We start from the raw sequence: 22,656 nt of genomic DNA, 5'->3' as shown, positions 1-22,656 counted from the left end.
GCTATTGGCTTATGCCGGACGAGCCGCCCGAATCGCTGTCGATGGCGCGCGTGGCGCTGAAGCCTGCGCTCATGGTGACGCGGAACGCCGACAAGACCTTCTGCACCTGCGTGAACGGCGCATCCGAGATATAGATGGCCTGGCCTTCATGCACGGTGAACTCGCGCGCCAGCGCCACCTGCTCCGGCCGCGTCAGGTCGAACTGGTAGACCACCGGCAACAGATCCGGCTTGCCCTCGGCGCCAGCCTTGGCCGGCGTGAAGAGGAAAACGGAGCGCGGATCCGCCAGCTTGTCGTCCAGGCCCCGCGAATCCGCCAACGCATCCAGCACGCTGTAGTTGCGCTTGCTGATGGCCACGCGCCCCTGGGTTCCGGCCGCGCCCAGCACGGTCAGGTACTCCTTCGAGTCATAGGCCGTGATGACATCGCCCGCGCGCAGCAGGATGTCGTTGTTCTGGTTGCGGTAGATGTCCGATAGCCGCACCGACGCCACCTGATTGTCGCGGCGCAGGCTGATGACGAGCTGTTCGGGATTCGTCTGCACCGGCGCGGCCTGGGCCAGCGCGCTGCTCAGGCGCTGCGAGGTCTGGGTGATGGCATACATGCCGGGCTTGGTCAGGTTGCCCTGCACGGTCACCATCTGCCCGCGCGCGTCCGCGGCCCGCGTCACGCTGACATCCGCGCCGACGACGAGCCGGGCCAGGCGCGCCACGACGGCATCATGGAGCTGCGCCAGGGTCATGCCGGCGGCCTGGAATTTTCCGAGTATGGGGAAACTCACGTTCCCCGCCGAATTTATCTCCTGATTGCCCAGGTCGCTCACGCCGGACGGATCCGCCGCGAACACGCCCAGCCCGCCGCGCTCCCAGACCTTCACGTTGATGCCGTCGCCGGGCACCAGGCGGTCAAAGCCAGCCTGCGTCAGGTCGCGGTAGCGCACGGGAAAGTCGGCCACGTCGGGCACCCGGCTGGCCTGCACCAGTTGGCGCGACACGGGCATCACGATGACGTCCTTGTCATCATGCGCGCCCGTCATCTCGCTCAACATCGGGCCGGAACGGGGCAACTGGCACCCCGCGAGAGTCAGCGTGGCAAGAACCACCATGGTCAGGGCTGCTTTGCGCCGCAGCCCTGAACCCGGGACGTACATATGCATAAGATCCTTTCGTTTCAGCAGCTTGATGGGATGAAGACCAATCAAGCTTGCATCAGGCGCATGGGCTCGATATCCATGCGTTCGTCGTTCTCGGACACCACGGGCATGCACAAGCCCATGAACTTGGTCAGCATGGCATCGAGCGAGAACAGCTTCTGCGCCCGGTGGCGGCTGTGCTCCCTCAATTGCTCGTTGTCGCGCACCTGGTCCACCATGGAGGCGACTTTCTCGCATGCCTCGTGCAGATCCGGGTGATCGACGCAGCTGAGCAGATGGCCGGTTTCGTTTTCCACAAAGCACTCGCCGGCGCCGCCGGCGGGCGTCGAGATCACCGGCACGCCCACCAACTGGGCTTCGATCAGCACGTTGGGCAGGCCTTCATAGCGCGACAGCAGGACACTGGCATCCATCTGCGAATACCAATAGCCCACGTGGTTGGAAAGGCCCACCAGCAAGAGTCTGTCCGTCACGTTCAGCTCTTCGGCCAGCGCCTCGATGTTCTCCCGCAGGCGTCCGTCGCCCACGATGACGAAGCGCGCCTGCGGCCTATCCTTCAGATACATCGCCGCCAGCTTGATCCACAACTGAGGCCGCTTGTCCGGCTCCAGGCGGAACACGCCGCCGATGGTCTCCGTGGCATCGGTGGTGCTTTCGTGGAAAGCCTTCCACTTTTCCTCGTCCGCCGCCGACGCGTCGGTCGCCAGATCCGGCACGCCGTTGTACAGGATGTGGAAACGCGTGATCGGGATGCCCAGCCATTCCGCGTAGGCTTCCGCGGCCTTGCAGCTATTGCTCACGAACACCACGCCGGGAACCTGCGCCAGGGCCTGGTACAGCTCGGGATACTCTTCGCGGAATCGGTCCTTGCGGATGTTGGGCGGCAGCCCGCGGAAGACCAGGTGTATGGTCGGGGCGCCAGCCAGCAGCGCGGCCAGCGCGCCGAACAGGCAGGTGCCGTCTTGCCACAAGCTCACCACATCGAACGGGTTGGCCCGCAGCACCGGCGCCAGCCGCGTGACGCCGTAGTGCACCGGAGGCGGCAATTGCTCCAGCAGACGGCTCAGGCTGCCTTCAGGAACGGCTTGATGCGCGACCGAGACCGCCGGCAGCTTGTTGATTTCCGTGACCTGGATCTGCGCCTTCACCAGCACGGGCAGGAAAAAGTCCAAGCCCTGCTTCTTGGTGGAGCCCGCGGGTTCGGTGTGCTGCTTCACCATGACTTCCACTTTCTTCGGCATCATGATGACATCGGCCGGACGGCGCTCGGGAGACTCCGCCAGACGGGTCAATTCGCCTGCGAGCCGCGTCAGCTGGCGCTCGGCGCCGCCGGGCCCGAGGCTGCCCGTCACCAGTGCCACCGACACCGGCTTCTCCGCCGACTGCTCGACGATCTGGCGATCGCGGAAGTGCAGGATCGCATGCTTCATCGACACGATCCTGACGTCCTTGCCGATTAGTCCCTCTTCGGACTCGAAGCGCTGGTAGAAGGCATAGTCGCTGGCCAGTTCGTTGGCCAGTTCCGCCGCCTTGCTGCCGGGCGTCAGGTGCTTCATGACGGGCGCGATGGCGTCGAACGCGTCGGCCAGCAGGCCGCGCTTGCGCAGGCGCTTGGCGAACTCGACGCGCATGTTGCGATCGGTGTTCTCCGATATCAAGCGGCGGAACAGCGCGTCGGACTGCTCGTGCGCGCGGATGTCGCTAAGCAGCTTGGCGCGCGAGAACAAGCGGTCCGGGTTCTGCGTCGACGGCGGCAGATGGCGATCGACCAGAGACAACGCCTCATCGATCTTCCGTTCCTTCACGAGCCGGGTCGCGCAATACCGGACGATCTGGAAGTCGTCTGGGCACTCTTCCAGCAGCGTGGCCCACTGCTCGGCCATGCCCTCGTTCAGGCCCGCCGCTTCCTTCAGCCTGAGCAGCAGGAAGCGGACCTTGGAGTCTGCCAGGTGATCGCCCGCCAGCGCCTGAGCGCGTTCCAGGTTTTCCTGGGCCACTTGAACCCGCACCGACGCCGTGACGATCTCTTCCAATTGGGCTTGCACCGATTTAAGGTCGGACGCAGCCTCCGCTAGCTCGGTAGTCAATGGCGGATTCATGCGGCCTTCCTCCGATTGATTTTCTCGATCCAAACCTGGCAACGCTGAATGTAGTGATCGAACTGCGCCGGATTTTCGGAGCGTTCCTGCAGCTTGCGCCAGTAGGGCAAAGCCTGCTCGAAGCGGTGCAGGCGCATGGCGCCCACCGCGGCCAGGCGCAGGCCGATGGGATCATCGGGCACCAGCTTCACGATGCGCTCGCCCAGGGCAAGGCGTTCGGTCGTGCTCGCCGGATCCAGCGCGCGCGATTCCGCGTACAGCACCGCGAGGATGCGCCGCTTTTCGTGGTCGACTTCCGTCATTGCGGGCCACGATTGCGCCACGCGGTCCAACAGGTTCCAGGCAGCCTGGTGGTCGCCAGCGGACAGGATCTCGCGGGCGCCACGGATGGCGCGCGGTCCGAGCCTGCCAAGCTGACGCTCGGCCTCGTCGCGGGCGCCCTGGTCGGCGCCCTCGTGGTCCAGCACCGTCTTGTAGGCGTCGATGGCTTCGCCGTACCAGCCGCCATTGAAGGCCACGCGCGCAAAATGCAGCTTCGCGCTGAACGGGGCGGAATCGCCTGCCGCAGCCTGCTCGAGGTGCCGCATGGCGGTTTGCTTGTCTCCCAATGCGTCGGCCGCGCGGCCGCGCATGGCGTGCAGTTCGGGGAAATCGATCTGGGTGTCCAGCGCGATATCCGTCAGGTCGATGACCTCCTTGTGATTGCCCGCCACCAGCGCGGCGCGCACGCCCAGGCGCATGGCACGCTCGAACGCACGCTGTGCGCGCACACCGGCCAGGAGATCCGGCGTCAGCAGACGGTGCGCGCAGATGCGCTCCGCCGCGTCCCGCAGACGCCCTTCTTCCAGGGCTCGATCGCCTTCGTCGGCCCAGGCCTGCGACTGCGACTTCAACCAGGAAGCGATATCCTCCTGGTCGCTGTTCGCCAGCTTGCACGAGACCGCCAGCGTCGCCGCTGCCATGATGCAGCCGCGCCAAGACGCTTCCTTGACGAGTTCGAGAACCTGGATGTCATTGAGCGCGGGCGATTCGGACGCCATGTTGCGCAGTCCGACGCGGTCGCCAGCCAGCAGGCGGTCGCGCCACAGCATCGCAAAGCCGCAGCCATGCGTGGGCATGACCGCGCGTACCTCGTTGACCCAGCGTATGGCGGCTTCCATGTCGCCACTGGCCTGCAGCAGCGCGAGCACCGTGTCGGCGGCTTCCACCGCTACCGCATCTTGCGGGGAAGAAATGCGGAAAAGCTGCTTCCAGTTGCCCAGGGCCTCGTCCACATAGCCCAGGTGTCCAGCGGAGAATGCCGCGATGCGCACGATTTCCGGCGTTTCGATCTCATCGCCCAGCAGGCCGGCGGCGAGCGAGTATGCGACCTCATGGCGTCCCAGCTTGAACTGGTTGCGCATCAGGATCTGCTCGGCCTTGCTGCCGGAAGCCACCGCGCCATCGGCGCTGCCCAGCAGCGCCAGCGAACCTTCATAGTCGCCCAGTTCTTCCTGGATGCGCGCAAACAGCAGGGTGTGGTCCGGCAGGCCGGGATGGCGGCGCAGCACCTCGCGCACGCGGCGCGAAGCTTCGCGCAGTTGTCCCGAGTCCCAGAGCTTTTCGATGCGGTCCGCGCTTTCGTCGGCGGCAAGCTTGGGCGCGGAAGGCTGCGTCGTCGAGGCATCCATGCGCGGACGCATGTAGGTCTTGAACCACTCGGCGCACAGGCGTTCGGCAAAGGCCGGCGTGTAATGGGTCAGGTCGAGCCCGCCATCTTCCATCGCTTCGCCCTGGCCGATCTTGTTCATCAAGGGCGTCGGGTCGTAGCAAGGCACGCCAATACGCTGCGCACTGGCCGTCACCGCGGCGATCAGCTGCTGCCGCTGTTCGATGGGCGCATTGTCGGGCGTCAGGGCATTGACGTGGGTCACGAACACCACCTTGTCGCGGCCCAGCAGCTCGACCAGCTGGTTCATTTCCTGCTCGATCTCCTCGTCCGTCTGATCGCGCTTGACGATGCGGGCGAGCAGGTCGCGGTCATCCGGCGTAAGCCCCTTGAAGACCGGGTCCTGATCCAGCAGCGCGCGCCGCTCGGCCAGGCGGTCGGCGTGGGCCATGGACCAGAACATCCGGGTGCGCGTGCGGTCGGCGAAGAACTCGCTGAAGTAGCGCACCAGGTAATTGGACTGGATCGGATAGCCGTCTATCGCCAGCAGCTTGCGCGAGGACAGTTCGACCACGTAGAGGTCAGCCGGCTTGTGGGCGCCTTTACGCGCCTGCTCGCCATTCGAAGGCCGGAAAATCACGCGCTGGACGTCGGCGGGGATATCGCCCTGGCCGAACATGAAGCGCGCCTGCTGCAGCGCCTCGGCGCTGGTGTGCACGAAGCCGTAGTTGCGCCCGAGTTGCAGCTTGATCGGGTAGCGGCCCACGGCATCGCGCAGCGGCGTATGGATGCGGCAGGTTCCAATCGGAGCGGTGGTAAAAGCAGCCATTCGGAGGCTCTCCTCTAGTGATCGATAGTGAGCCTGAACTTAAAGAGTCCAGTACAGGAGGTCGGACTGAAGCCGTTTGCTGTCGAGCACGGACTTCAGGTCGCACACCATGCCGTCGCTCTTGACCAGCGTCGGCAGGTCGTCCCAAAAGGTGTCCATGGTTTCGCGGTGCGGCACCGCCAGGATCAGCACATCCATGTCGCGGAACTGGTCGCGTTCGACGAGCTTGATGCCGTACTCGTGCTCCATCTGTTCCCGATCGGCCATCGGATCGCACGCGACCGGCGTAATGCCATATGCGCCCAGGGCGTTGTAGAGATCGACCACCTTGGAATTGCGGATGTCGGGCACGTTTTCCTTGAACGTCATGCCCAGGATGCCGACACGGGTCGTGGCGTTGAGGCGGCCGTTGCGGGCCAGGGTCTGGACCACGCGCGAGGCCACGTGGCTGGCCATGCCATCATTGATGCGGCGGCCCGACAGGATGACTTCGGGGTGGTAGCCGAGCTCCTGCGCCTTGGACGTCAGGTAGTACGGATCGACGCCGATGCAGTGACCGCCCACCAGACCGGGCGAAAACTTGAGGAAGTTCCACTTGGTGCCGGCGGCCGCCAGCACTTCCGAGGTACGGATGCCGACCAGATCGCAGATCTTCGACATTTCGTTCATCAACGCGATGTTGATGTCGCGCTGGGTGTTCTCCAGCACCTTCGCCGCCTCGGCAACCTTGATGGAGGAAGCGCGGTGCACGCCCGCGTCGATGATCTGCTCGTAGACGCCGGCAATGACTTCCAGCGATTCTTCGTCCTGGCCGGACACGATCTTGACGATCTTCTCCAGCGGATGCTCGCGGTCGCCCGGATTGATCCGCTCGGGGCTGTAGCCCAGCTTGAAATCGACGCCGCATCGCAGGCCGGACACTTTCTCCAGTTCCGGCCCGCAGATTTCCTCGGTGGCGCCGGGATGGACGGTGGATTCGAAGACCACGATGCAACCGGGACGCAGCACGGGGCCGATCGAGCGGCAGGCACGCACCAGCAGGGAAAAGTCGGGGTTGTTCTTCTCGTCCACGGGGGTCGGGACGGCGACCACGAAGAAATCGCAGCCTTCCAGTTCCGAGACCTGGTCGGTGAACTGCATGGGGGAGGCAAGCAACACGTCGCGTTCGATCTCGCCGGTCCAATCGTCACCCTCTTTCAGCCGTGCGATTCTGCGCTTGTCCACATCAAAGCCGATGACATCAAAGCGCTTGGAAAATGCGACGGCTACGGGCAGGCCGACATATCCAAGGCCACACACTGCGATTCTCTTTACCACGGGGGACCTCACTGTTTTCGTCGTGTCGTAGACACTAGAAATTGACACCCGGGGACATGGAATCGATGCAGAATCGAATATGTTTGTCCCGATTCGGGCGGGCGTATTGCTTAAGAATATTTACAGCTCGATACGCGAATATGCGTGCCAAGCGGCGAGCCAACGAATCGTATAGGGCGCAAACAGCGAAATTCTTTCTAAATATTTTTATTGCTGTGCAAGTAAGTCGAATTCGTCGCAATAAACCCAGGGAAATCCCTCAAACAATTACATTCATTACATAAATCGCAACATGGAGCGCTGATGAGATTGTTAGCAAATATATAAAAGGGTTTTTGTTGGTCCGGTTTAACCAAAATGAAAAAACATAATCCTGCCGCGGGGTTATTTATTAATGGCCCGAGGCAATGTCATATTCCCAAACAGCCTGGCTACAGTCATTATTCAGAAATAACAAAGACTGACTCCCGCTCGCCGCACAAGTAAGTATTCGCATACCCATCGCTCCAAAAGCAAAAAGCCCACCGGGCGGGGTGGGCTTTTGCTCGATACGGCTGCGGCAGTCCGGCCTTACTCGACCGTCACGCTCTTGGCCAGGTTGCGGGGCTTGTCCACGTCCGTGCCGCGGGCGCAGGCCGTGTGGTACGACAGCAGCTGCAGCGGGATGGTGTGCAGGATGGGCGAGAGCTTGCCGTAGTTCTCCGGCATGCGGATCACGTGCATGCCTTCGGCGCTCTGGATCTTGCTGTCGGCGTCGGCGAAGACATAGAGCTCGCCGCCGCGGGCGCGCACTTCCTGCATGTTGGACTTCAGCTTTTCCAGCAGCTCGTCCTTGGGCGCTATGGTGACCACGGGCATGTGCTCGGTCACCAGGGCCAGCGGGCCGTGCTTGAGTTCGCCGGCCGGATAGGCTTCGGCGTGGATGTAGCTGATTTCCTTGAGCTTGAGCGCGCCTTCCAGGGCGATCGGATAGTGCATGCCACGGCCCAGGAACAGGGCGTTTTCCTTGGAAGCGAAGCGATCGGCCCAGGCCATGATCTGCGGCTCCAGGGCCAGCACCGAGCCGATGGCCACGGGCAGGTGGCGCAGCGCCTTCAGGTGTTCGGCTTCCTGCTCTTCGGTCAGGTGGCCGCGCACTTGCGCCAGCGCCAGCGTCAGCAGGAACAGGGCGGTGAGCTGAGTGGTGAAGGCCTTGGTGGAAGCCACGCCGATTTCGACGCCGGCGCGCGTGATGTACGACAGCTTGCATTCGCGCACCATGGCGCTGGTGGACACGTTGCAGATGGTCAGCGTGTTTTCCATGCCCAGCGAGCGGGCGTGCTTCAGCGCGGCCAGGGTGTCGGCGGTTTCACCGGACTGCGAGATGGTGACCACCAGCGAGCGCGGGTTGGGCACGCTGTCGCGATAGCGGTATTCGCTGGCGATTTCCACGGCCACGGGGATCTTGGCGATGGACTCGATCCAGTACTTGGCGGTCAGGCCGGCGTAGTAGCTGGTGCCGCAAGCCAGGATCAGCAGGGAATCGATGTCCTTGAAGATCTTGTAGGCCTGGTCGCCGAACAGTTCGGGCGTGATGGCTTCGATGTCCTGCAGCGTGTCGCCGACCGCGCGCGGCTGTTCGAAGATTTCCTTCTGCATGTAGTGGCGGTAGGGGCCGAGTTCGGCCGCGCCGGTATGCACGTGCACGGTATGGACTTCGCGGTCCACGTTCTTGCCGTTGGCGTCCACGATCCAGACGCGCGAGAGCTGCAGGTCGACGACGTCGCCGTCTTCCAGGTAGATGATCTGGTCGGTGGTGCCAGCCAGGGCCAGCGCGTCGGAGGCCAGGAAGTTCTCGTTCTGGCCCACGCCCACCACCAGCGGCGAGCCTTGGCGCGCGCCGACCACGCGGTGCGGCTCATCGCGGCAGAACACGGCGATGGCGTAGGCGCCATGCAGGCGGCGCACGGCATTCTGCACGGCTTCGAACAGGTCGCCGGCGTACAGGTGGTTGACCAGGTGCGCGATCACTTCGGTGTCGGTCTGGCTTTCGAAGACGTAGCCCACGGCCTGCAGCTCGGCGCGCAGTTCGTCGTGGTTTTCGATGATGCCGTTGTGGACCAACGCGATGCGCGGCTCGTCGTTGCCCAGGCGCGAGAAGTGCGGGTGGGCATTGTGCGTAGCCGGCACGCCGTGCGTGGCCCAGCGGGTGTGGGCGATGCCGGTGAAGCCGCTAACCTTGTCCTGCGCAACCTGTTCGGCCAGTTCGGCCACGCGTTGCGTGCTGCGCGTGCGGCGCAGATGGCCGTCGGCGTAGACGGCGACGCCGCAGGAGTCGTAGCCGCGGTATTCAAGGCGCTTGAGGCCTTCAACGAGGATCGGGGTGATGTCGCGCTGGGCGACGGCGCCAACAATGCCGCACATAGGAGAGTGCTCCGGTAAGTTCGTGTACCGACGCATTGTGCTCGCCCTTGCAAGAAATTTGATTTCTTTATGTGCCATTAAATGGAAGTTAATTCCCTTACATGATTGTGATTAAATAATATTTCTTCTGAACTAGATTTTTGAAATTAATCATGCAAAACGCACAGATTCCCCTGCCGGAGCTGGATGATCTGGACCGGCGCATTCTTGAACAGCTACAGGACGACAGTTCGCTGACCAACCAGGAGCTGGCGCAACGCGTGCATGCCTCGCCCCCGACCTGCCTGCGGCGGGTCCGGCGGCTGGTGGACGAAGGGGTGATAGACAGGCAGGTGGCCATCCTGGCGGCGGAAAAGCTGGGCAGCACGCTGACCGCCATCGTCGAGATCACGCTGGACGTGCAGGCCGCTGAAAGCCTGGACGCGTTCGAGCAAAGCATGCTGACCGAGCCCGCGGTGCTGCAGTGCTACCGGGTGTCGCCGGGGCCGGATTTCGTGGTGATCGCGCAGGTCAAGGACATGCCGGCCTATCACGCGCTGGTGCACCGGGCCTTTACCGCGCAGGCCAATGTGCGCAACGTGCGCACGTTCTTCTCGGTGCATCGCGCCAAGTTCGAGACCCGGATAGATCTGCGGGCCTGAGCCGCGGGCGGATCAGCGGCGGGCGATCAGGCGCTCGAATTGCGCCAGATAGCGGTTGCCCATCTTTTGCACGTCGTGCTCGTCGAGCACGTAGGCGTAGGCGCGTTCGGTGACTTCCTGGCGGAAGGCGGCGTCGTCCAGGCAGCGCGCCATGCCTTGCGCCATGGCCTGGAAGTCGCCCACGGCGCACAGCACGCCGCGCCCGTCGGCCAGGCTTTCCTTCAGGCCGCCGGCATCGGTGGACACCACCGGCACGCGTTGCAGGAAGGCATCCAGCACGCTGCTGCCCAGGGCCTCTTCCTCGGAACTCATGACGAACACGTCGAGGATGCTGTAGAAATCTTCCACGCCCTTGCGAAAGCCGGCGAAGCGATAGACGTCCTCGATGCCCAGCTTGCGGGCCTCGTCCCTGGCCTGCTGCTCGCGGTCGCCGCCCGCGCCAAAGTGCAGGAACACGAAGTCGCGGCGCGTCTTGGCCAGTTCGCCCACGGCGCGCACCAGGGTGACCGGATCCTTGTCGCGGATCAGCGCGGCGGACGTTGCCATGACCTTCTTGCCGGCCAGGTCGAATTCGCGCACCAGGTTGGCGACGTTTTCGGCGTTGATCTGATGCGGCTCGACGGCGCTGCGGATGATGACGGGTTCGATCCCCAGGCGGCGCGGCTCGCCCGCGGCCATCTCGCTGATCGCCACGAACAGGTTGGCATGGCGCCACTTGTAGCCGGTCTTCCATTCGTCGCCGGGCTTGACCACGAAGGACGTGCGGCGGGAAAAGACCACCGGACGGCGGTGCAGCCATTTGGTCAGGACCGCCCAGGTGATGGTGTTGGCGGTCTGGGCGTGGACGATGTCATAGCGGCCAGCGCCGGCCAAGAAAGCCAGCTGCCCCGGCACGTTGCGGCAGGTATGGGCCACGAAGCCCTCCTGGCGCGCGCGCTCGGCCAAGGGCGCGCCTTCGCGGCACATCACTTCGACGTCGTGGCCGGCCTTGCGGAATGCGCGCATGCAGTACAGCGTCTGCCGTTCGCCGCCGCGCCAGCCCTTCTCGAAGTTCAGCTGCAGGATCTTCATGCGCGACCGATGCCCGAGTACTCGAAGCCCAGGCCGCGCACGTCCGCGGGCGTGTAGAGGTTGCGGCCGTCGATGATGAGCGGCGTCTTGAGCAGAGCCTTGACGCGGTCGAAGTCGGGCGCGCGGAAGACCTTCCATTCGGTCGCGATCAGCAGCGCGTCGGCGCCGTCCAGCGCGTCGTACATGTCGGTGGCGAAGCTGATGCCGGGTTTGCCAGCCAGCGCGCGGGCGGCCTCGTGCATGGCGACGGGGTCATAGGCGCGCACCTCGGCGCCGCGGCGCGTCAGTTCGGCAATGACGGTCAGGCTGGGCGCTTCGCGCATGTCGTCGGTGTTGGGCTTGAAGGACAGGCCCCACAGCGCGATCTTGCGGCCCTTGAGGTCCTCGCCGTAGCGCGCGACCAGCTTTTCGGACAGGCGGAATTTCTGCGCGTGGTTGGCGGCCTCGGCGGCCTCGATCACGCGCATGGGCAGGGAGTTCTCGGCGGCGGTGTTGACCAGCGCCTGCACGTCCTTGGGGAAGCAGGAACCGCCGTAGCCCGCGCCGGGATACAGGAAGTGGTAGCCGATGCGCGGATCGGCGCCGATGCCGCGGCGCACTTGTTCGATGTCGGCGCCCAGCGCTTCGGCCAGGTTCGCCATTTCGTTCATGAAGGAAATGCGCGTGGCCAGCATGGCGTTGGCGGCGTACTTGGTCAGCTCGGCCGAGCGCACGTCCATGACCATCAGGCGGTCGTGGGTGCGCTGGAAGGGCTCGTAGATGCGGCGCATGACGCCGATGGTGTAGTCGTCGTCCGCGCCGACCACGACCCGGTCCGGGCTCATGAAGTCATTGATGGCGGCGCCTTCCTTGAGGAATTCGGGGTTGGACGCCACGCTGAACGGGATGTCCACGCCGCGCGCGGCCAGTTCGCGGGCCACCACGGCGCGCACCTTGTCGGCCGTGCCCACCGGCACGGTGGACTTGTCCACGATCAGCTTGCGCGAAGTCATGTGGCGCGCGATGTTCTGCGCGGCGGCCAGCACGTACTTCAGGTCGGCGGAGCCGTCCTCGCCGGGCGGAGTGCCCACGGCGATGAACTGCACGTCGCCAAAAGCCACGCTCTGCGCGACGTCATCGGTGAAATGCAGGCGGCCCGCCTGCACGTTGCGGCGGACCAGGTCTTCCAGGCCCGGCTCATAGATGGGAATGCCGCCCTGGCGCAAGAGGGCGATCTTCGCCGCGTCCACGTCCAGACACATGACGTCGTTGCCCATGTCGGCCAGGCACGCCCCCGACACCAACCCCACGTAACCGGTACCCACGACCGTGATCTTCATGCCTGAACGCCTTCAAAATAGGTAATCGTTGCGCCGGGTGACTGAAACCCGGCGCCGGCCGTCATTATAGAAGCGGCCGGGGGCCGGAGCCGCCTGCGCCGCAAAGGCGGTCCCGAGGGAGCGCCCTAGGTCCGCAGCTTGCTGAAGCGGACCGTATTGACCACCACCGCCAACCCGGCGCAGATGGTGCCCAGCACCAGCGCCAGGCCCGGGCCATGCGCCAGGCTGATGCTGAACGCGATCGCGACCAGAGCCGTGCCGAAGCTCTGGCCAAACACCCGGGTGGTGGCCTGCAGGCCGCCCGCCGCGCCGCTGCGCGAACGGGGCGCGGCCGACAGCATGGCGCGGTTGTTGGGCGTCTGGAAAAAGCCGAAACCCATCCCCGCCACGAACATGCCCGCAACAATGGGCCAGTTCGAGACCGTGGCGGGCAGCGCCGCCAGCCACAGCATGCCGACCACCATCGCGGCCGCGCCCATGCCGCTGAGCGTGGCGGCCGAGTAACGGTCGGACAGCCGCCCCGCCAGCGGGGCGATGATGGCGGTGCCCACGGGCCAGGCGCCCATCAGCATGCCCACTTCCAGATAGGGCCGGCCCAGCACCTGCTGGAAATAGAACGGCAGCGACACGTAGGACGCCATCTGCGCGGCGAAGGTGCAGGCCGAGGCGCCCACCGCGAAGGCCAGCGGACGGATGCGCAGCAGGTCCACCGGCACCAGCGGCGCCGGCTGCTTGCCGACGCGGCGCACCAGCACGAAGCCGATGACCGTGGCGATCGCCACCAGGCCGATGCCGCGCAGCAGGTCCATGCCCATCATGTCCACGCCCGAAATGAAGACGCCCAGGGTCAGCATGCAAAGCAGGGCGCTGATCCAGTCCAGCTTCACGTCGTTGCGCGGCACTTCCGGCAGATGGCGCAGGCCCAGCATCGTCAGCGCGCAGATCGGCAGGTTGACGGCAAAGATCCAGGGCCAGGGCGCCACCGACAGGATGGCCGAACCGATGGTCGGCCCCAGCACCGACATGATGGCCACGGTGGTGGCGTTGATGCTGATCCCGCGTCCCAGCAGCTTGAGCGGATAGATGTTGCGCACCAGCCCGCCGAACATGCACATGAGCGACGCCGCGCCTATGCCCTGGAACACGCGCGCCGCCGTCAACTGCCAGAGCGTGCCGGCCAGCGCGCAGCCCAGCGAGGCCAGGGTGAACAGCATCAGGCCGAAGGTGAACATGCGGCGAAAGCCGATGCGCTCGGCCAGCGCCGACAGGGGCAGCAGCATCATCACCACCGCCAGGTTGTAGGCGTTCACGATCCAGACCGCCTGGGCCGGCGACGCGTTGAGGTCGACGGCGATCGTGGGCAGCGCCACGTTGGCGATGGTGGTGTCCAGGACCGACAGGCTGATGCCTGTCATCACCGTGGCTGCCGCCCAGTAGCGGCGCGGCGTGGGCAGACCGTCGGGCGGGGCGGGCCTGGCGCCGTTGGCCGGCGCCTCTCCGCTCTGCCCCGTCACGATTTCTTGACCGGGCGCTGCCATCCGTCGACGGTGACCTGCTTGGCGCGCGACACCGTCAGTTTCTCGGCCGGCGCGTCGCGGGTCAGGGTGGTGCCAGCGCCCAGCGTGGCGCCGCGGCCGACGCGCACCGGCGCCACCAGCTGCGTGTCCGAGCCGATGAAGGCGTCGTCCTCGATGACGGTGCGGTGCTTGTTCACGCCGTCGTAGTTGCAGGTGATGGTGCCCGCGCCCACGTTCACGCGTGCGCCGATGTCGGCGTCGCCGATGTAGGCCAGGTGGTTGGCCTTGCTGTCGGCGCCCAGCACGCTCTTCTTGATCTCGACGAAGTTGCCGACGTGGCTGCGGTCGCCGAGCTCGGCGCCCGGACGCAGGCGCGCATAGGGGCCGACGCGCGCATCGCGGCCGACCTGCGCCTGCTGCAGATGGCTGTAGGCCTCGATGTGCGTGCCCGGGCCGACGCTGACGTCGCGCAGCACGCAATGCGGGCCGACGCGCACGCCGTCGGCCAGCGACACCTGGCCTTCGAACACGCAGCCCACGTCGATGAACACGTCGCGCCCGCAGGTGAGCGAGCCGCGCACGTCAAAGCGCGCCGGATCGGCCAGCGTGACGCCGGCTTCCAGTTGGCGGCGGGCCTGTTCGGCCTGCCAGCGGCGCTCCAGTTCAGCCTGCTGCACGCGGCTGTTCACACCCAGCGTTTCCCAGGACGCGCCCGGCTGAGCCGCGCCCACCGGCACGCCGTCGACCACCGCCAGGCCGACCACGTCGGTCAGGTAGTACTCGCCCTGGGCGTTGTTGTTGTCGATGCGGGACAACCAGTCCTTCAGCTTCGCGGTCGGCGCGGTGAGGATGCCGGTGTTCACTTCCTTGATCTCGCGCTCGGCGTCGGAGGCGTCCTTGTGCTCGACGATGCGGCACACGTTGCCGCTGGCGTCGCGCACGATGCGGCCATAGCCGGTGGAATCGTCCAACACCTCGGTGAGCACGGCGGCGCCCGCGCCGCGTGCTTGCAGCAGGCGCTGCAGGGTTTCGGGCTGCACCAGCGGCACGTCGCCATACAGCACCAGGGTCACGTCGTCCTTGCCATCGCCTTCGAGCAGCAGCGGCACGGCCTGCTGCACGGCGTGGCCGGTGCCTTGCTGCGGCTGCTGCAACACGAAGTGCAGGTCTGCCTGGCCTTCATAAGCCTGTTTGACGCGGTCAGCGCCATGGCCGACCACGACGACGATGCGCGCCGGCTTCAACTGGCGCGCGCTGTCCAGCACATGGCCCAGCATCGGTTTGCCGGCCAGCGTGTGCAGAACTTTGGGGAGGTCGGACTGCATGCGTTTACCCAGTCCGGCGGCAAGAATTACTACGTTAAGCATAAGTTCCAGTATGTTGAGTGGCAGCCGAGAGGCCTTGCGGCCGTCTCGCCCGACGATTTAAAGAGAGGACCGCCGCTAGCTGGCGTCCGGTCCGGTTTTCTTGGCGGCCTTGCGGGGCGCGGCGGACTTGCGGGCCGCCGGCTTGGACGCCTTGGCTGCGGGCGCGGCCGCCGCCTTGGACTCGCCCGGCTTGGGATTGGGATTGGGCTTGGCCGCGGCATCGGCGCCGGAAGCGGCAGGCGCCGCCGGCATGGAGGCCGCGGTGGCGGCGGCGATCTGGTTGAACTGCTGCTGCAGCAGATCCCACCAGGCCTTGGAAGCCGATTGCGCCGCGGCGCCCATCTGCTCGCTCATGCCAGGCGCGGCGGATTGCTGCTGCCCCGCGGCGCCGGCGGCTTCCTCGCCCTTGGCTTTGCCGCCCTCCGCGGCGGAGCCGGAGGCCGCTGCCTTGGTTGCGGACTTGGGCGCGGGTTTCAGGCCCAGCACCACTTCCAGCGGCGACGCCGCGCCGCTGTCCTGGAAGGCGCTCATGTCCATATTGGCCGCGCTGTCCACGAAAGCGCGCAAGGTGCTGATGGTGGAGCGCTGGACCTCCATGCCCTGGATCGTGCCGGACAGCATGGACAGGTTCATGCGCAGCCAGTTTTCCACCGAACGCAATTCGGCGATGCGGCGGTCCAGGTCTTCCAGGTTCATCGGAGGAGCCATGGGCAGGCTGCTGGCCAGGCCGCCAGGTCCGGTCAGGCCCGCCCAGGCCTGGCGCATCATTTCCATGCTGGCCAGGAGCGGATTGCCCGACAGGTCGGAATGCTGGCCCATGCCGGGCAGAACGAACGGGTTCGTGTGTTGGTCGCTCATTCCTGGTCTCCCCTAAGACAGATGATGGTCGCCGGCAGGCGGGATCATCCGCGCAGCAGCTGATTGTTCTCCACGCGCACATGATCGCCCGACGCGAAGGCGAACGGCTGCGCGCTGCGGAACTGGCGCGTGCTGCCGTCATTCATGCGCACCGTGAGTTCATAGTGCGTCACCGTTTGTTGCTGTCTGATATTACGCTCAACTTCACGGCCTGCCAAAGCACCGCCCACCGCGCCCAGCACGGTCAGGGCCGTCTTGCCGCTACCGCCGCCGAACTGGTTGCCCACGACGCCGCCGACCACGCCGCCGCCGATGGTGCCGATGAGGTGGTCGCTATTGTCCTTGACGGGGACCTGCACTTGTCGGACCGATTCCACCACGCCGCAGGTCGCGCAGGCTTGCGGCGCGGGCGATTGAGGGGCGGTGCGCTGGGCAGGCGCAGGCGGTTGGGCCTGGGTCTGGGAACGGGGCGCGGCGGACGCCTGGGCCCCTTGCTGGGCGGGCGCGGGCGGCACGGCGGCCTGCGGCGCGGGTGCCAGATTGGCGCCTTCCGGACCGGCCTCGGCCACGGGTTCGTCGGCGTGCGGATTGGCCGAAGGCGAGGGCAGCCAGCCCATCACGGCGGCCACGCCTACCGAGCACATGACGATGACGGCGATTGCGGCCGCTGCCACCAGGGGATGGATGGCCCGGCGCGCGGATTCAATTTTGGCGGATGTATTCATGACGATGCTCCATCGTTACTAACCGGCAGTGGTATAGCACCCGGGCACGGTTTCGGCGTGTTGCGATGGTGACGCTTCTTTGCAGGACGCAGGCCGGTGGACAGCCTTTCCCATTCGTGGACAATAGGCGGATGGATCCCATAACCCTGCCCCAGCTCGAACAGGCCATCAACTACTGGCGCAATGTTTCGCCGTCGGTGGGCGACGAATCCCGCCTGTGCCCCGAGGCTGCCGCGCTGGCCACGCCCTACGCGCTGATGATCATGGCGCACCGGCGCGAGATCCCTGCCGCGGAACTGAGCGAGCCGGCCCGCGCCGCGCTGGCCGGCTGGGCCGCAGCCGGCAAGTAAGCCAGCACGGCCGCCAGATCAGCCCTTGAGCAGCGCCTTGATGTCCTGCGTCAGGGCTTCCACCCCGATGTTGTTATTGGCCAGCACGCGCGATTCGCCCTTGCCGTCCAGCAGGTAGAACGCGGCCGTATGGTCCATGGTGTAGCTGCCGTCCTTGGTCGGCGCCTTGGCGTAATAGGCCTTGAAGGACGCAGCAGCCTTCTTGACCTGGTCCGGCGTGCCGGTCAGCCCCAGGAAGCGCGGATCGAAGGCGGTGACGTACTGCTTGAGGACCTCGGGCGTATCGCGCTCGGGATCCACCGAAATCAGCAGCACCTGGACGCGGTCGGCATCCGGACCCAGCTTCTTCATGACTTCGGTCAGCTCGGCCAGCGAGGTCGGGCACACGTCCGGACACTGCGTGAAGCCGAAGAACACGACCACCACCTTGCCAGCGAAATCGGACAGCTGGCGCGTCTTGCCGTTGTAGTCGACCAGCTCCATCGCGCGGCCCAACTGGGTACCGCTGATGTCGCTGCCCTTGAAGACGGGCTTGCTGTCGCCGCAGGCGGCCAGGGCGGCGGTGACAGCAGCGGCTGCGCCCAAGCGCAGGACCAGCCGGCGGCTGGTGGAAAACACGGACATCGACAACCTCCAGGGGATCAGCGCAGCAGGCCGACCCAGTGGTCCACCAGCAGGGCGCCGAACAGCAGCGCCAGGTAGAGTATGGAAAAACGGAACATGCTGCGCGCCAGCTCGTCGCTGTAGGCGCGGTACAGCCGCCACGCGTAGGAAACGAACATGCCGCCCAGCGCCAGCGCGGACGCCAGATAGAGTTCGCCGCTCATGCGGATGGCGTAGGGCAGCAGCGTGGTGGCGACCAGCGCCACGCTGTACAAGAGGATGTGCAGGCGCGTGAACTGGTTGCCGTGCGTGACCGGCAGCATGGGCAGGCCGGCCTTTTTGTAATCGTGATTGCGGTACAGCGCCAGCGCCCAGAAGTGCGGCGGCGTCCAGATGAAGATGATCAGCACCAGGATCCAGGCCTCAGCCGGCACCGAGTCCGCCACCGTGGCCCAGCCCAGGGCCGGCGGCATGGCGCCCGACAGGCCGCCGATGACGATGTTCTGCGGCGTGCGCGGCTTCAGGATGACGGTGTAGATGACGGCGTAACCCACGAAGGTGGCGAAGGTCAGCCACATGGTCAGCGGGTTGACCAGGTGATACAGCACGAACATGCCGGCGCCGCCCAGCAGGCCGGACATGCTCAGCACCTGGAACGCCGAAATCGTGCCGCGCGCCGTGCCGCGGCGCGCGGTACGCAGCATGCGGGCGTCGATTTCCTGTTCGATCAGGCAATTGATGGCGAAAGCGGCCGCGGCCAGCAGCCAGATGCCCAGCGTGCCGAACAGCACGCGACGCATGTCCGGAATGCCGGGCGCCGCCAGGAACATGCCGATCACGGCGCAAAACACCGCCAATTGCGTCACGCGCGGCTTGGTGAGGACGAAATACTGGCGGAACAATCCGGGATGAGGAGCGGCAATACTGGTCATAGTGGGCCCTATTTTAAACGCGCACCGAATTGGGGCCGTAGCCCCCGGCGGGCGCACGTCCAGCCGTGGACAAACGCACCATCAAAACCACCGCGGCCAGGGTCAGGCCGGCGGCGCCTCCATTGTGCAGCACCGCGATCAACAGCGGCCACTGGAAAAAGATCGTGGTCAGGCCGGTCAGCAGCTGCGCGCCCAGCAGCGCCAGCATCAGCGTGGCCGGGCCGCGCAGGCCGGGCTCGGCGCGCAGGCGCCAGGCCAGTATGCCCAGGTACAGGAACACCACGAAGGCGAAGTTGCGGTGGACCCAGTGGATTGCGGTCAGCGCCGGCTGGGAAATCATCTCGCCAGACGGCAATTCGCCCAGGGCGCGGATGATCGAATAGCCGCCATGGAAGTCCATTTCGGGCACCCATGCGCCGTGGCACATGGGGAAATCCATGCAGGCCAGCGCGGCGTAGTTGGTGCTGACCCAACCGCCCAGGGTCACCTGCACCAGCAGCAGGGCGAAGCCGCCGGCCACCCAGGGCTTCCAGCGCGCGGCCGCCGCGGCCACGGCCAGATGCGGACGCTCGCGCGCGGACAGCCAGGTCATCAGCGCCAGCACCGACAGCCCGAACACCAGGTGCGCGGTCACGACGACCGGCATCAGCTTGTGGGTCACGGTCCAGGCACCGAACGCGCCCTGCACGCAGACCGCGATCAGGGTCACGACCGCCAACTTGGGCGAACGGCCCAACTGGCTGCGGTAGCGCCATGCCATGTAGACGATGGCGATGATCAGCATGCCCAGGATGGTGCCGACATAGCGGTGGATCATTTCGATCCAGGCCTTGGACAAGGTGACCGGGCCGAAAGGCATGGCCTGCGATGCTTCGTGGATATCGCCCATCGCGCCCAGCGGCGTCACGCTGCCGTAGCAGCCAGGCCAGTCGGGGCAGCCCAGCCCGGAGTCCGTCAACCGCACAAAGGCGCCGAACATGATCAGGTCCAGCGTCAGGAACCAGGTAAAGAAAACCAGCTTGCGATAACGCGATTTGATGCGTTCGATATCCATAAACATCCACTCTGCGGCGCCGCGCGCGACGCATTAAAACCATGCCTGCCCGAGGCTCAGCCTATTCTTGAGCTGTAGACCAGCTTGCTGATGTCCTTGCGCACCTTCACGCCATCAGCCTCGGCAGGGTACTGCATCATCAGGTTGCCCAGCGGGTCGATCACCCAGATCGGCGCCTCCAGCCCGGGCTGGCCCGCGGCAGTATCGCGCGCCAGCAGGAACCGCGCCAATTGGTCGGGGTTGGCGCGCACCATGACCGTGCCCTTGTAGGCTTCCAGCACCTTGTCCGGCACGGGCGCATCGTCTGTGATGAACCAGACGCGCGCCAGCCGGTCGACGTTCTTGCCCTGGCTGGCGTGGCTGTTGCGCGCGATGAAGAGCTTGCGGGCGCAGCTCTCCGGGCAGGCGCCGCCATCGGCGGCCACCAGCAGCCACTTGCCCTTCAGGCTCTGCAGGTCGAAGGGCTTGCCATCCAGCGTGGTCAGGCTCAAGGCCTCGGCCACGGGCATGGGCCGCTGCGGATTCAGGAGCGTGCCGTAATTGCTGGATTCGTCGGGCCACCACTGCGGATTCATATACACCACGACCGCCGCGACGATGGGCGCCAGCGAGCACAGGAACACCAGCAGCATCGGCATCAAGGAGCGCTTGCGTGCGGGCTTGGTAGAGGAAAGGTCGCGAGCCACTTTGTATCCTGTCGTCTTGCGGGTTAAGAGTCGGCGTCCCGGTCAGGCGCCGGGCGCGTTCTGCGCGCGCCGCATGCGCCGGATGGCGCCCCCCAGCACCACCAGCCATGCGACGGCGGCAATCGAGGCAAAAGCAAACCACTGTACGGCATAGGACGTGTTCTGCTGGAAGTCCACGGATGGCTGCGGCCAGTCGCGCACCAGGCCATCGTCCGCGTTGCCGGCCGCCTGCGACAGCACCGTGGGCAGCAGGGCCAGGCCAGTGGATTTGGCATACGCGTCCAGCGGCAGGTTCTGCACCTGCGGCAAGACGCCGCCCGCCACGGGCAGCGAGGCCGGCAAGGCGGACTGCTCCGCCCCGCCCAGCGACCAGATCTCGAACAGGCGCGGCACGCGCGGCGACAGTTCGCCCGTCACCGTCTGCGGCCCTTCGGGCGTGGCGGGCAGCGGCGGCTGCGCGGGGCCCTGGCCCTGGGTTCCCATGACGCGCGGAATCCAGCCGCGCAGCACCAGCACGGCACGGCGCGCATCGGCGTCCAGCAGCAGCGGCGTGGCCAGCCAGTAGCCGGGCTTGCCGTCGTGGTTGCGGTTGTCCAGCAGTACACTGAATTGCGGCAGCCAGACCCCGCTAGCCTGGGCCGAACGCCAGGCGGTCATCTGAGCAGGGTCGGTGGCCGGAGTCAAAGGCAGCGGCGCTTGCTTGCGGCCCGCTTCGATAGCGGCCAGAATGGCGCGTCGCTCATCGCCGCGACGCAATTGCCATTGACCTAGCGATGCCAGGATGACCACGGCGGCGCCCAGCAACAGCAAGGCGGCTACCGTGTATCGGGTTGAATGCGGTCGGGCCATATTTCTACAATAACTACTCTGATTCGTCCGGAGACCACCATGCGCGTTTTCGTCGTCCTGGCCTTTATCGGGATTCTGGCCAGCCTGGCATCGGCCCTGGTCTACCTGATGCGGGACAAGGGAACCACCAGCCGCACGGTCAACGCGCTGACGGTGCGCATCGGATTATCGGTGGCCCTGTTCCTGTTCGTGCTGTTCGCCCATCACATGGGCTGGATCGAAAGCACAGGCCTTAGATAGGCATCCGGGCCGCGGGTTCCCGCAAGTGCACGATCGCAGATGAGTAAAACGCGCCAGTTCTCACACAGGAACTGGCGCGCTTCATTGATTCCGCGTAACGCTCAGAACCAGTACACGAACAGGTACAGGCCCAGCCACACCACGTCCACGAAGTGCCAGTACCAGGCGGCGCCTTCGAAACCGAAGTGATGGTCAGCCGTGAAATGCCCGCGGATCAGGCGGATCAGGATGACCGTCAGCATGGTGGCACCCAGCAGCACGTGAAAGCCGTGGAAGCCCGTCAGCATGTAGAACAGCGACCCGTAGGCGCCCGAATTGAACTTCAGGTTCAGCTCGGTATAGGCGTGGTGGTATTCGTAAGCCTGACAGGCCACGAAGACGAAGCCCAGGACCACGGTGGCCAGCAGCCAGAAGATGGTCTTGCCGCGATGGTTTTCACGCAGCGCATGGTGGGCGATGGTCAGCGTGACGCCGGAGCTCAGCAGCAGCGCGGTGTTGATGGTGGGCAGCCAGAACGGGCCGACGGTCTGGAAGTGCTCGACCACGCCGGCAGGGCCGAAGTTCGGCCACACCGCCTGGAAGTCGGGCCACAGCATCAGGCGGTGGTCCATGTCGCCCAGCCACGGCGTGGTGATGGTGCGCGTGTACCAGAGGGCGCCGAAGAACGCCGCGAAGAACATGACTTCCGAGAAAATGAACCAGCTCATGCCCCAACGGTAGGAACCGTCGATGCGCTTGCTGTTCAGGCCGATCTCGGATTCGTGGATGGCGTCGCCGAACCAGTAGTACAGCACCACGATCAGGCCGATGAAACCCGCCAGCAGGGTCCATTTGGCCCAGCTGACGCCGTTGATCCAGGCCGCGGCGCTCAGACCCATGAACAGCAGCGCCACAGCCGTACGCACGGGATGCCCCGAGTCGGCGGGCACGAAGTAATACGGTGCCTCTTTACCTTGAACCGAGTGGCTTGCACTCATGGCTTTCTCCCTGGTACA

At 65.5% G+C, this 22,656-nt stretch carries 20 protein-coding genes; 3 read left to right on the top strand and 17 right to left on the bottom strand.

All coding sequences use genetic code 11. The features are described from left to right. Position 1 precedes the first annotated feature (1 nt). The 5 genes from BRO63_RS33170 to glmS form a co-directional block, all read right to left on the bottom strand. On the bottom strand, positions 2 to 1,156 hold the full coding sequence (locus BRO63_RS33170) for a polysaccharide biosynthesis/export family protein (RefSeq protein WP_088143749.1): 1,155 nt from the start codon (positions 1,154 to 1,156) through the stop codon (positions 2 to 4). A gap of 41 nt (positions 1,157 to 1,197) precedes the next feature. Beyond that, the gene (locus BRO63_RS33165) at positions 1,198 to 3,252 is read right to left on the bottom strand and encodes a glycosyltransferase (RefSeq protein WP_088143748.1); all 2,055 of its coding nucleotides are present in this window, start codon (positions 3,250 to 3,252) and stop codon (positions 1,198 to 1,200) included. Beyond that, positions 3,249 to 5,729, bottom strand: a complete 2,481-nt coding sequence (locus tag BRO63_RS33160; RefSeq protein ID WP_088143747.1) for a hypothetical protein — start codon at positions 5,727 to 5,729, stop codon at positions 3,249 to 3,251. The genes BRO63_RS33165 and BRO63_RS33160 overlap by 4 nt, the downstream gene beginning before the upstream one ends. 39 nt (positions 5,730 to 5,768) lie before the next feature. Next, positions 5,769 to 7,028 carry a nucleotide sugar dehydrogenase gene (locus BRO63_RS33155; protein ID WP_088143746.1) on the bottom strand — a complete coding sequence of 420 codons (1,260 nt, stop codon included), beginning with the start codon at positions 7,026 to 7,028 and terminating at the stop codon, positions 5,769 to 5,771. Between the two features lie 588 nt (positions 7,029 to 7,616). Next, positions 7,617 to 9,449, bottom strand: coding sequence for a glutamine--fructose-6-phosphate transaminase (isomerizing) (gene glmS, locus BRO63_RS33150; RefSeq protein ID WP_088143745.1), 1,833 nt, complete (start codon positions 9,447 to 9,449; stop codon positions 7,617 to 7,619). 152 nt (positions 9,450 to 9,601) lie between these two features. Between glmS and BRO63_RS33145 the strand changes: the two genes are divergently transcribed. Continuing rightward, positions 9,602 to 10,090, top strand: a complete 489-nt coding sequence (locus BRO63_RS33145; RefSeq protein ID WP_088143744.1) for an Lrp/AsnC family transcriptional regulator — start codon at positions 9,602 to 9,604, stop codon at positions 10,088 to 10,090. A 12-nt stretch (positions 10,091 to 10,102) separates the two neighbouring features. Here the strand turns inward: BRO63_RS33145 and BRO63_RS33140 are convergent, their stop codons facing one another. The 6 genes from BRO63_RS33140 to BRO63_RS33115 form a co-directional block, all read right to left on the bottom strand. After that, positions 10,103 to 11,161, bottom strand: a complete 1,059-nt coding sequence (locus tag BRO63_RS33140) for a glycosyltransferase family 4 protein (protein ID WP_088143743.1) — start codon at positions 11,159 to 11,161, stop codon at positions 10,103 to 10,105. After that, on the bottom strand, positions 11,158 to 12,480 hold the full coding sequence (locus BRO63_RS33135; protein WP_088143742.1) for a UDP-glucose dehydrogenase family protein: 1,323 nt from the start codon (positions 12,478 to 12,480) through the stop codon (positions 11,158 to 11,160). Before BRO63_RS33135 ends, BRO63_RS33140 begins: the two co-directional genes overlap by 4 nt. Before the next feature lie 125 nt (positions 12,481 to 12,605). After that, entirely contained in the window at positions 12,606 to 14,018 is a 1,413-nt protein-coding gene (locus BRO63_RS33130; protein WP_088143741.1) for an MFS transporter, read from the bottom strand. Beyond that, positions 13,991 to 15,364: a bifunctional UDP-N-acetylglucosamine diphosphorylase/glucosamine-1-phosphate N-acetyltransferase GlmU gene (gene glmU, locus BRO63_RS33125; RefSeq protein ID WP_088143740.1), complete on the bottom strand. Its 1,374-nt coding sequence runs from the start codon at positions 15,362 to 15,364 to the stop codon at positions 13,991 to 13,993. The genes BRO63_RS33130 and glmU overlap by 28 nt, the downstream gene beginning before the upstream one ends. A gap of 75 nt (positions 15,365 to 15,439) precedes the next feature. Continuing rightward, positions 15,440 to 16,222 carry a PhaM family polyhydroxyalkanoate granule multifunctional regulatory protein gene (locus BRO63_RS33120; RefSeq protein ID WP_088143739.1) on the bottom strand — a complete coding sequence of 261 codons (783 nt, stop codon included), beginning with the start codon at positions 16,220 to 16,222 and terminating at the stop codon, positions 15,440 to 15,442. Positions 16,223 to 16,266: 44 nt separating this feature from the next. After that, positions 16,267 to 16,947, bottom strand: a complete 681-nt coding sequence (locus BRO63_RS33115; protein ID WP_088143738.1) for a glycine zipper 2TM domain-containing protein — start codon at positions 16,945 to 16,947, stop codon at positions 16,267 to 16,269. Between the two features lie 131 nt (positions 16,948 to 17,078). On the opposite strand from BRO63_RS33115, the gene BRO63_RS33110 reads away from it, so the two are divergent. After that, positions 17,079 to 17,297: a DUF3717 domain-containing protein gene (locus BRO63_RS33110; protein WP_059376882.1), complete on the top strand. Its 219-nt coding sequence runs from the start codon at positions 17,079 to 17,081 to the stop codon at positions 17,295 to 17,297. 18 nt (positions 17,298 to 17,315) lie between these two features. Here BRO63_RS33110 and BRO63_RS33105 read toward each other — a convergent pair whose 3' ends face one another. The 5 genes from BRO63_RS33105 to BRO63_RS33085 all read right to left on the bottom strand — a co-directional run bounded on the left by BRO63_RS33105 (position 17,316) and on the right by BRO63_RS33085 (position 21,421). After that, positions 17,316 to 17,921 carry an SCO family protein gene (locus BRO63_RS33105; protein WP_088143737.1) on the bottom strand — a complete coding sequence of 202 codons (606 nt, stop codon included), beginning with the start codon at positions 17,919 to 17,921 and terminating at the stop codon, positions 17,316 to 17,318. 17 nt (positions 17,922 to 17,938) lie between these two features. After that, positions 17,939 to 18,832: a heme o synthase gene (cyoE, locus tag BRO63_RS33100; RefSeq protein ID WP_088143736.1), complete on the bottom strand. Its 894-nt coding sequence runs from the start codon at positions 18,830 to 18,832 to the stop codon at positions 17,939 to 17,941. A 13-nt stretch (positions 18,833 to 18,845) separates the two neighbouring features. Continuing rightward, a complete protein-coding gene (locus BRO63_RS33095; protein WP_088143854.1) occupies positions 18,846 to 19,880 on the bottom strand; it encodes a COX15/CtaA family protein in 1,035 nt (344 codons plus the stop codon). A gap of 62 nt (positions 19,881 to 19,942) precedes the next feature. Continuing rightward, positions 19,943 to 20,524, bottom strand: a complete 582-nt coding sequence (locus BRO63_RS33090; RefSeq protein ID WP_088143735.1) for an SCO family protein — start codon at positions 20,522 to 20,524, stop codon at positions 19,943 to 19,945. A gap of 90 nt (positions 20,525 to 20,614) precedes the next feature. Next, a complete protein-coding gene (locus tag BRO63_RS33085; RefSeq protein WP_088143734.1) occupies positions 20,615 to 21,421 on the bottom strand; it encodes an SURF1 family protein in 807 nt (268 codons plus the stop codon). Between the two features lie 39 nt (positions 21,422 to 21,460). Between BRO63_RS33085 and BRO63_RS33080 the strand changes: the two genes are divergently transcribed. Beyond that, positions 21,461 to 21,661, top strand: coding sequence for a twin transmembrane helix small protein (locus BRO63_RS33080; protein WP_006224570.1), 201 nt, complete (start codon positions 21,461 to 21,463; stop codon positions 21,659 to 21,661). 101 nt (positions 21,662 to 21,762) lie between these two features. On the opposite strand, the gene BRO63_RS33075 is transcribed toward BRO63_RS33080, so the two are convergent. Beyond that, entirely contained in the window at positions 21,763 to 22,638 is an 876-nt protein-coding gene (locus tag BRO63_RS33075) for a cytochrome c oxidase subunit 3 (protein WP_042795688.1), read from the bottom strand. Positions 22,639 to 22,656: the final 18 nt, after the last annotated feature.

This window comes from Achromobacter xylosoxidans, assembly GCF_002192695.1.
Taxonomy (GTDB): domain Bacteria; phylum Pseudomonadota; class Gammaproteobacteria; order Burkholderiales; family Burkholderiaceae_B; genus Achromobacter; species Achromobacter xylosoxidans_C.
The sequence above is the reverse complement of the archived record's forward strand: the minus strand, read 5'-3'. Positions and strand labels throughout refer to the sequence as shown.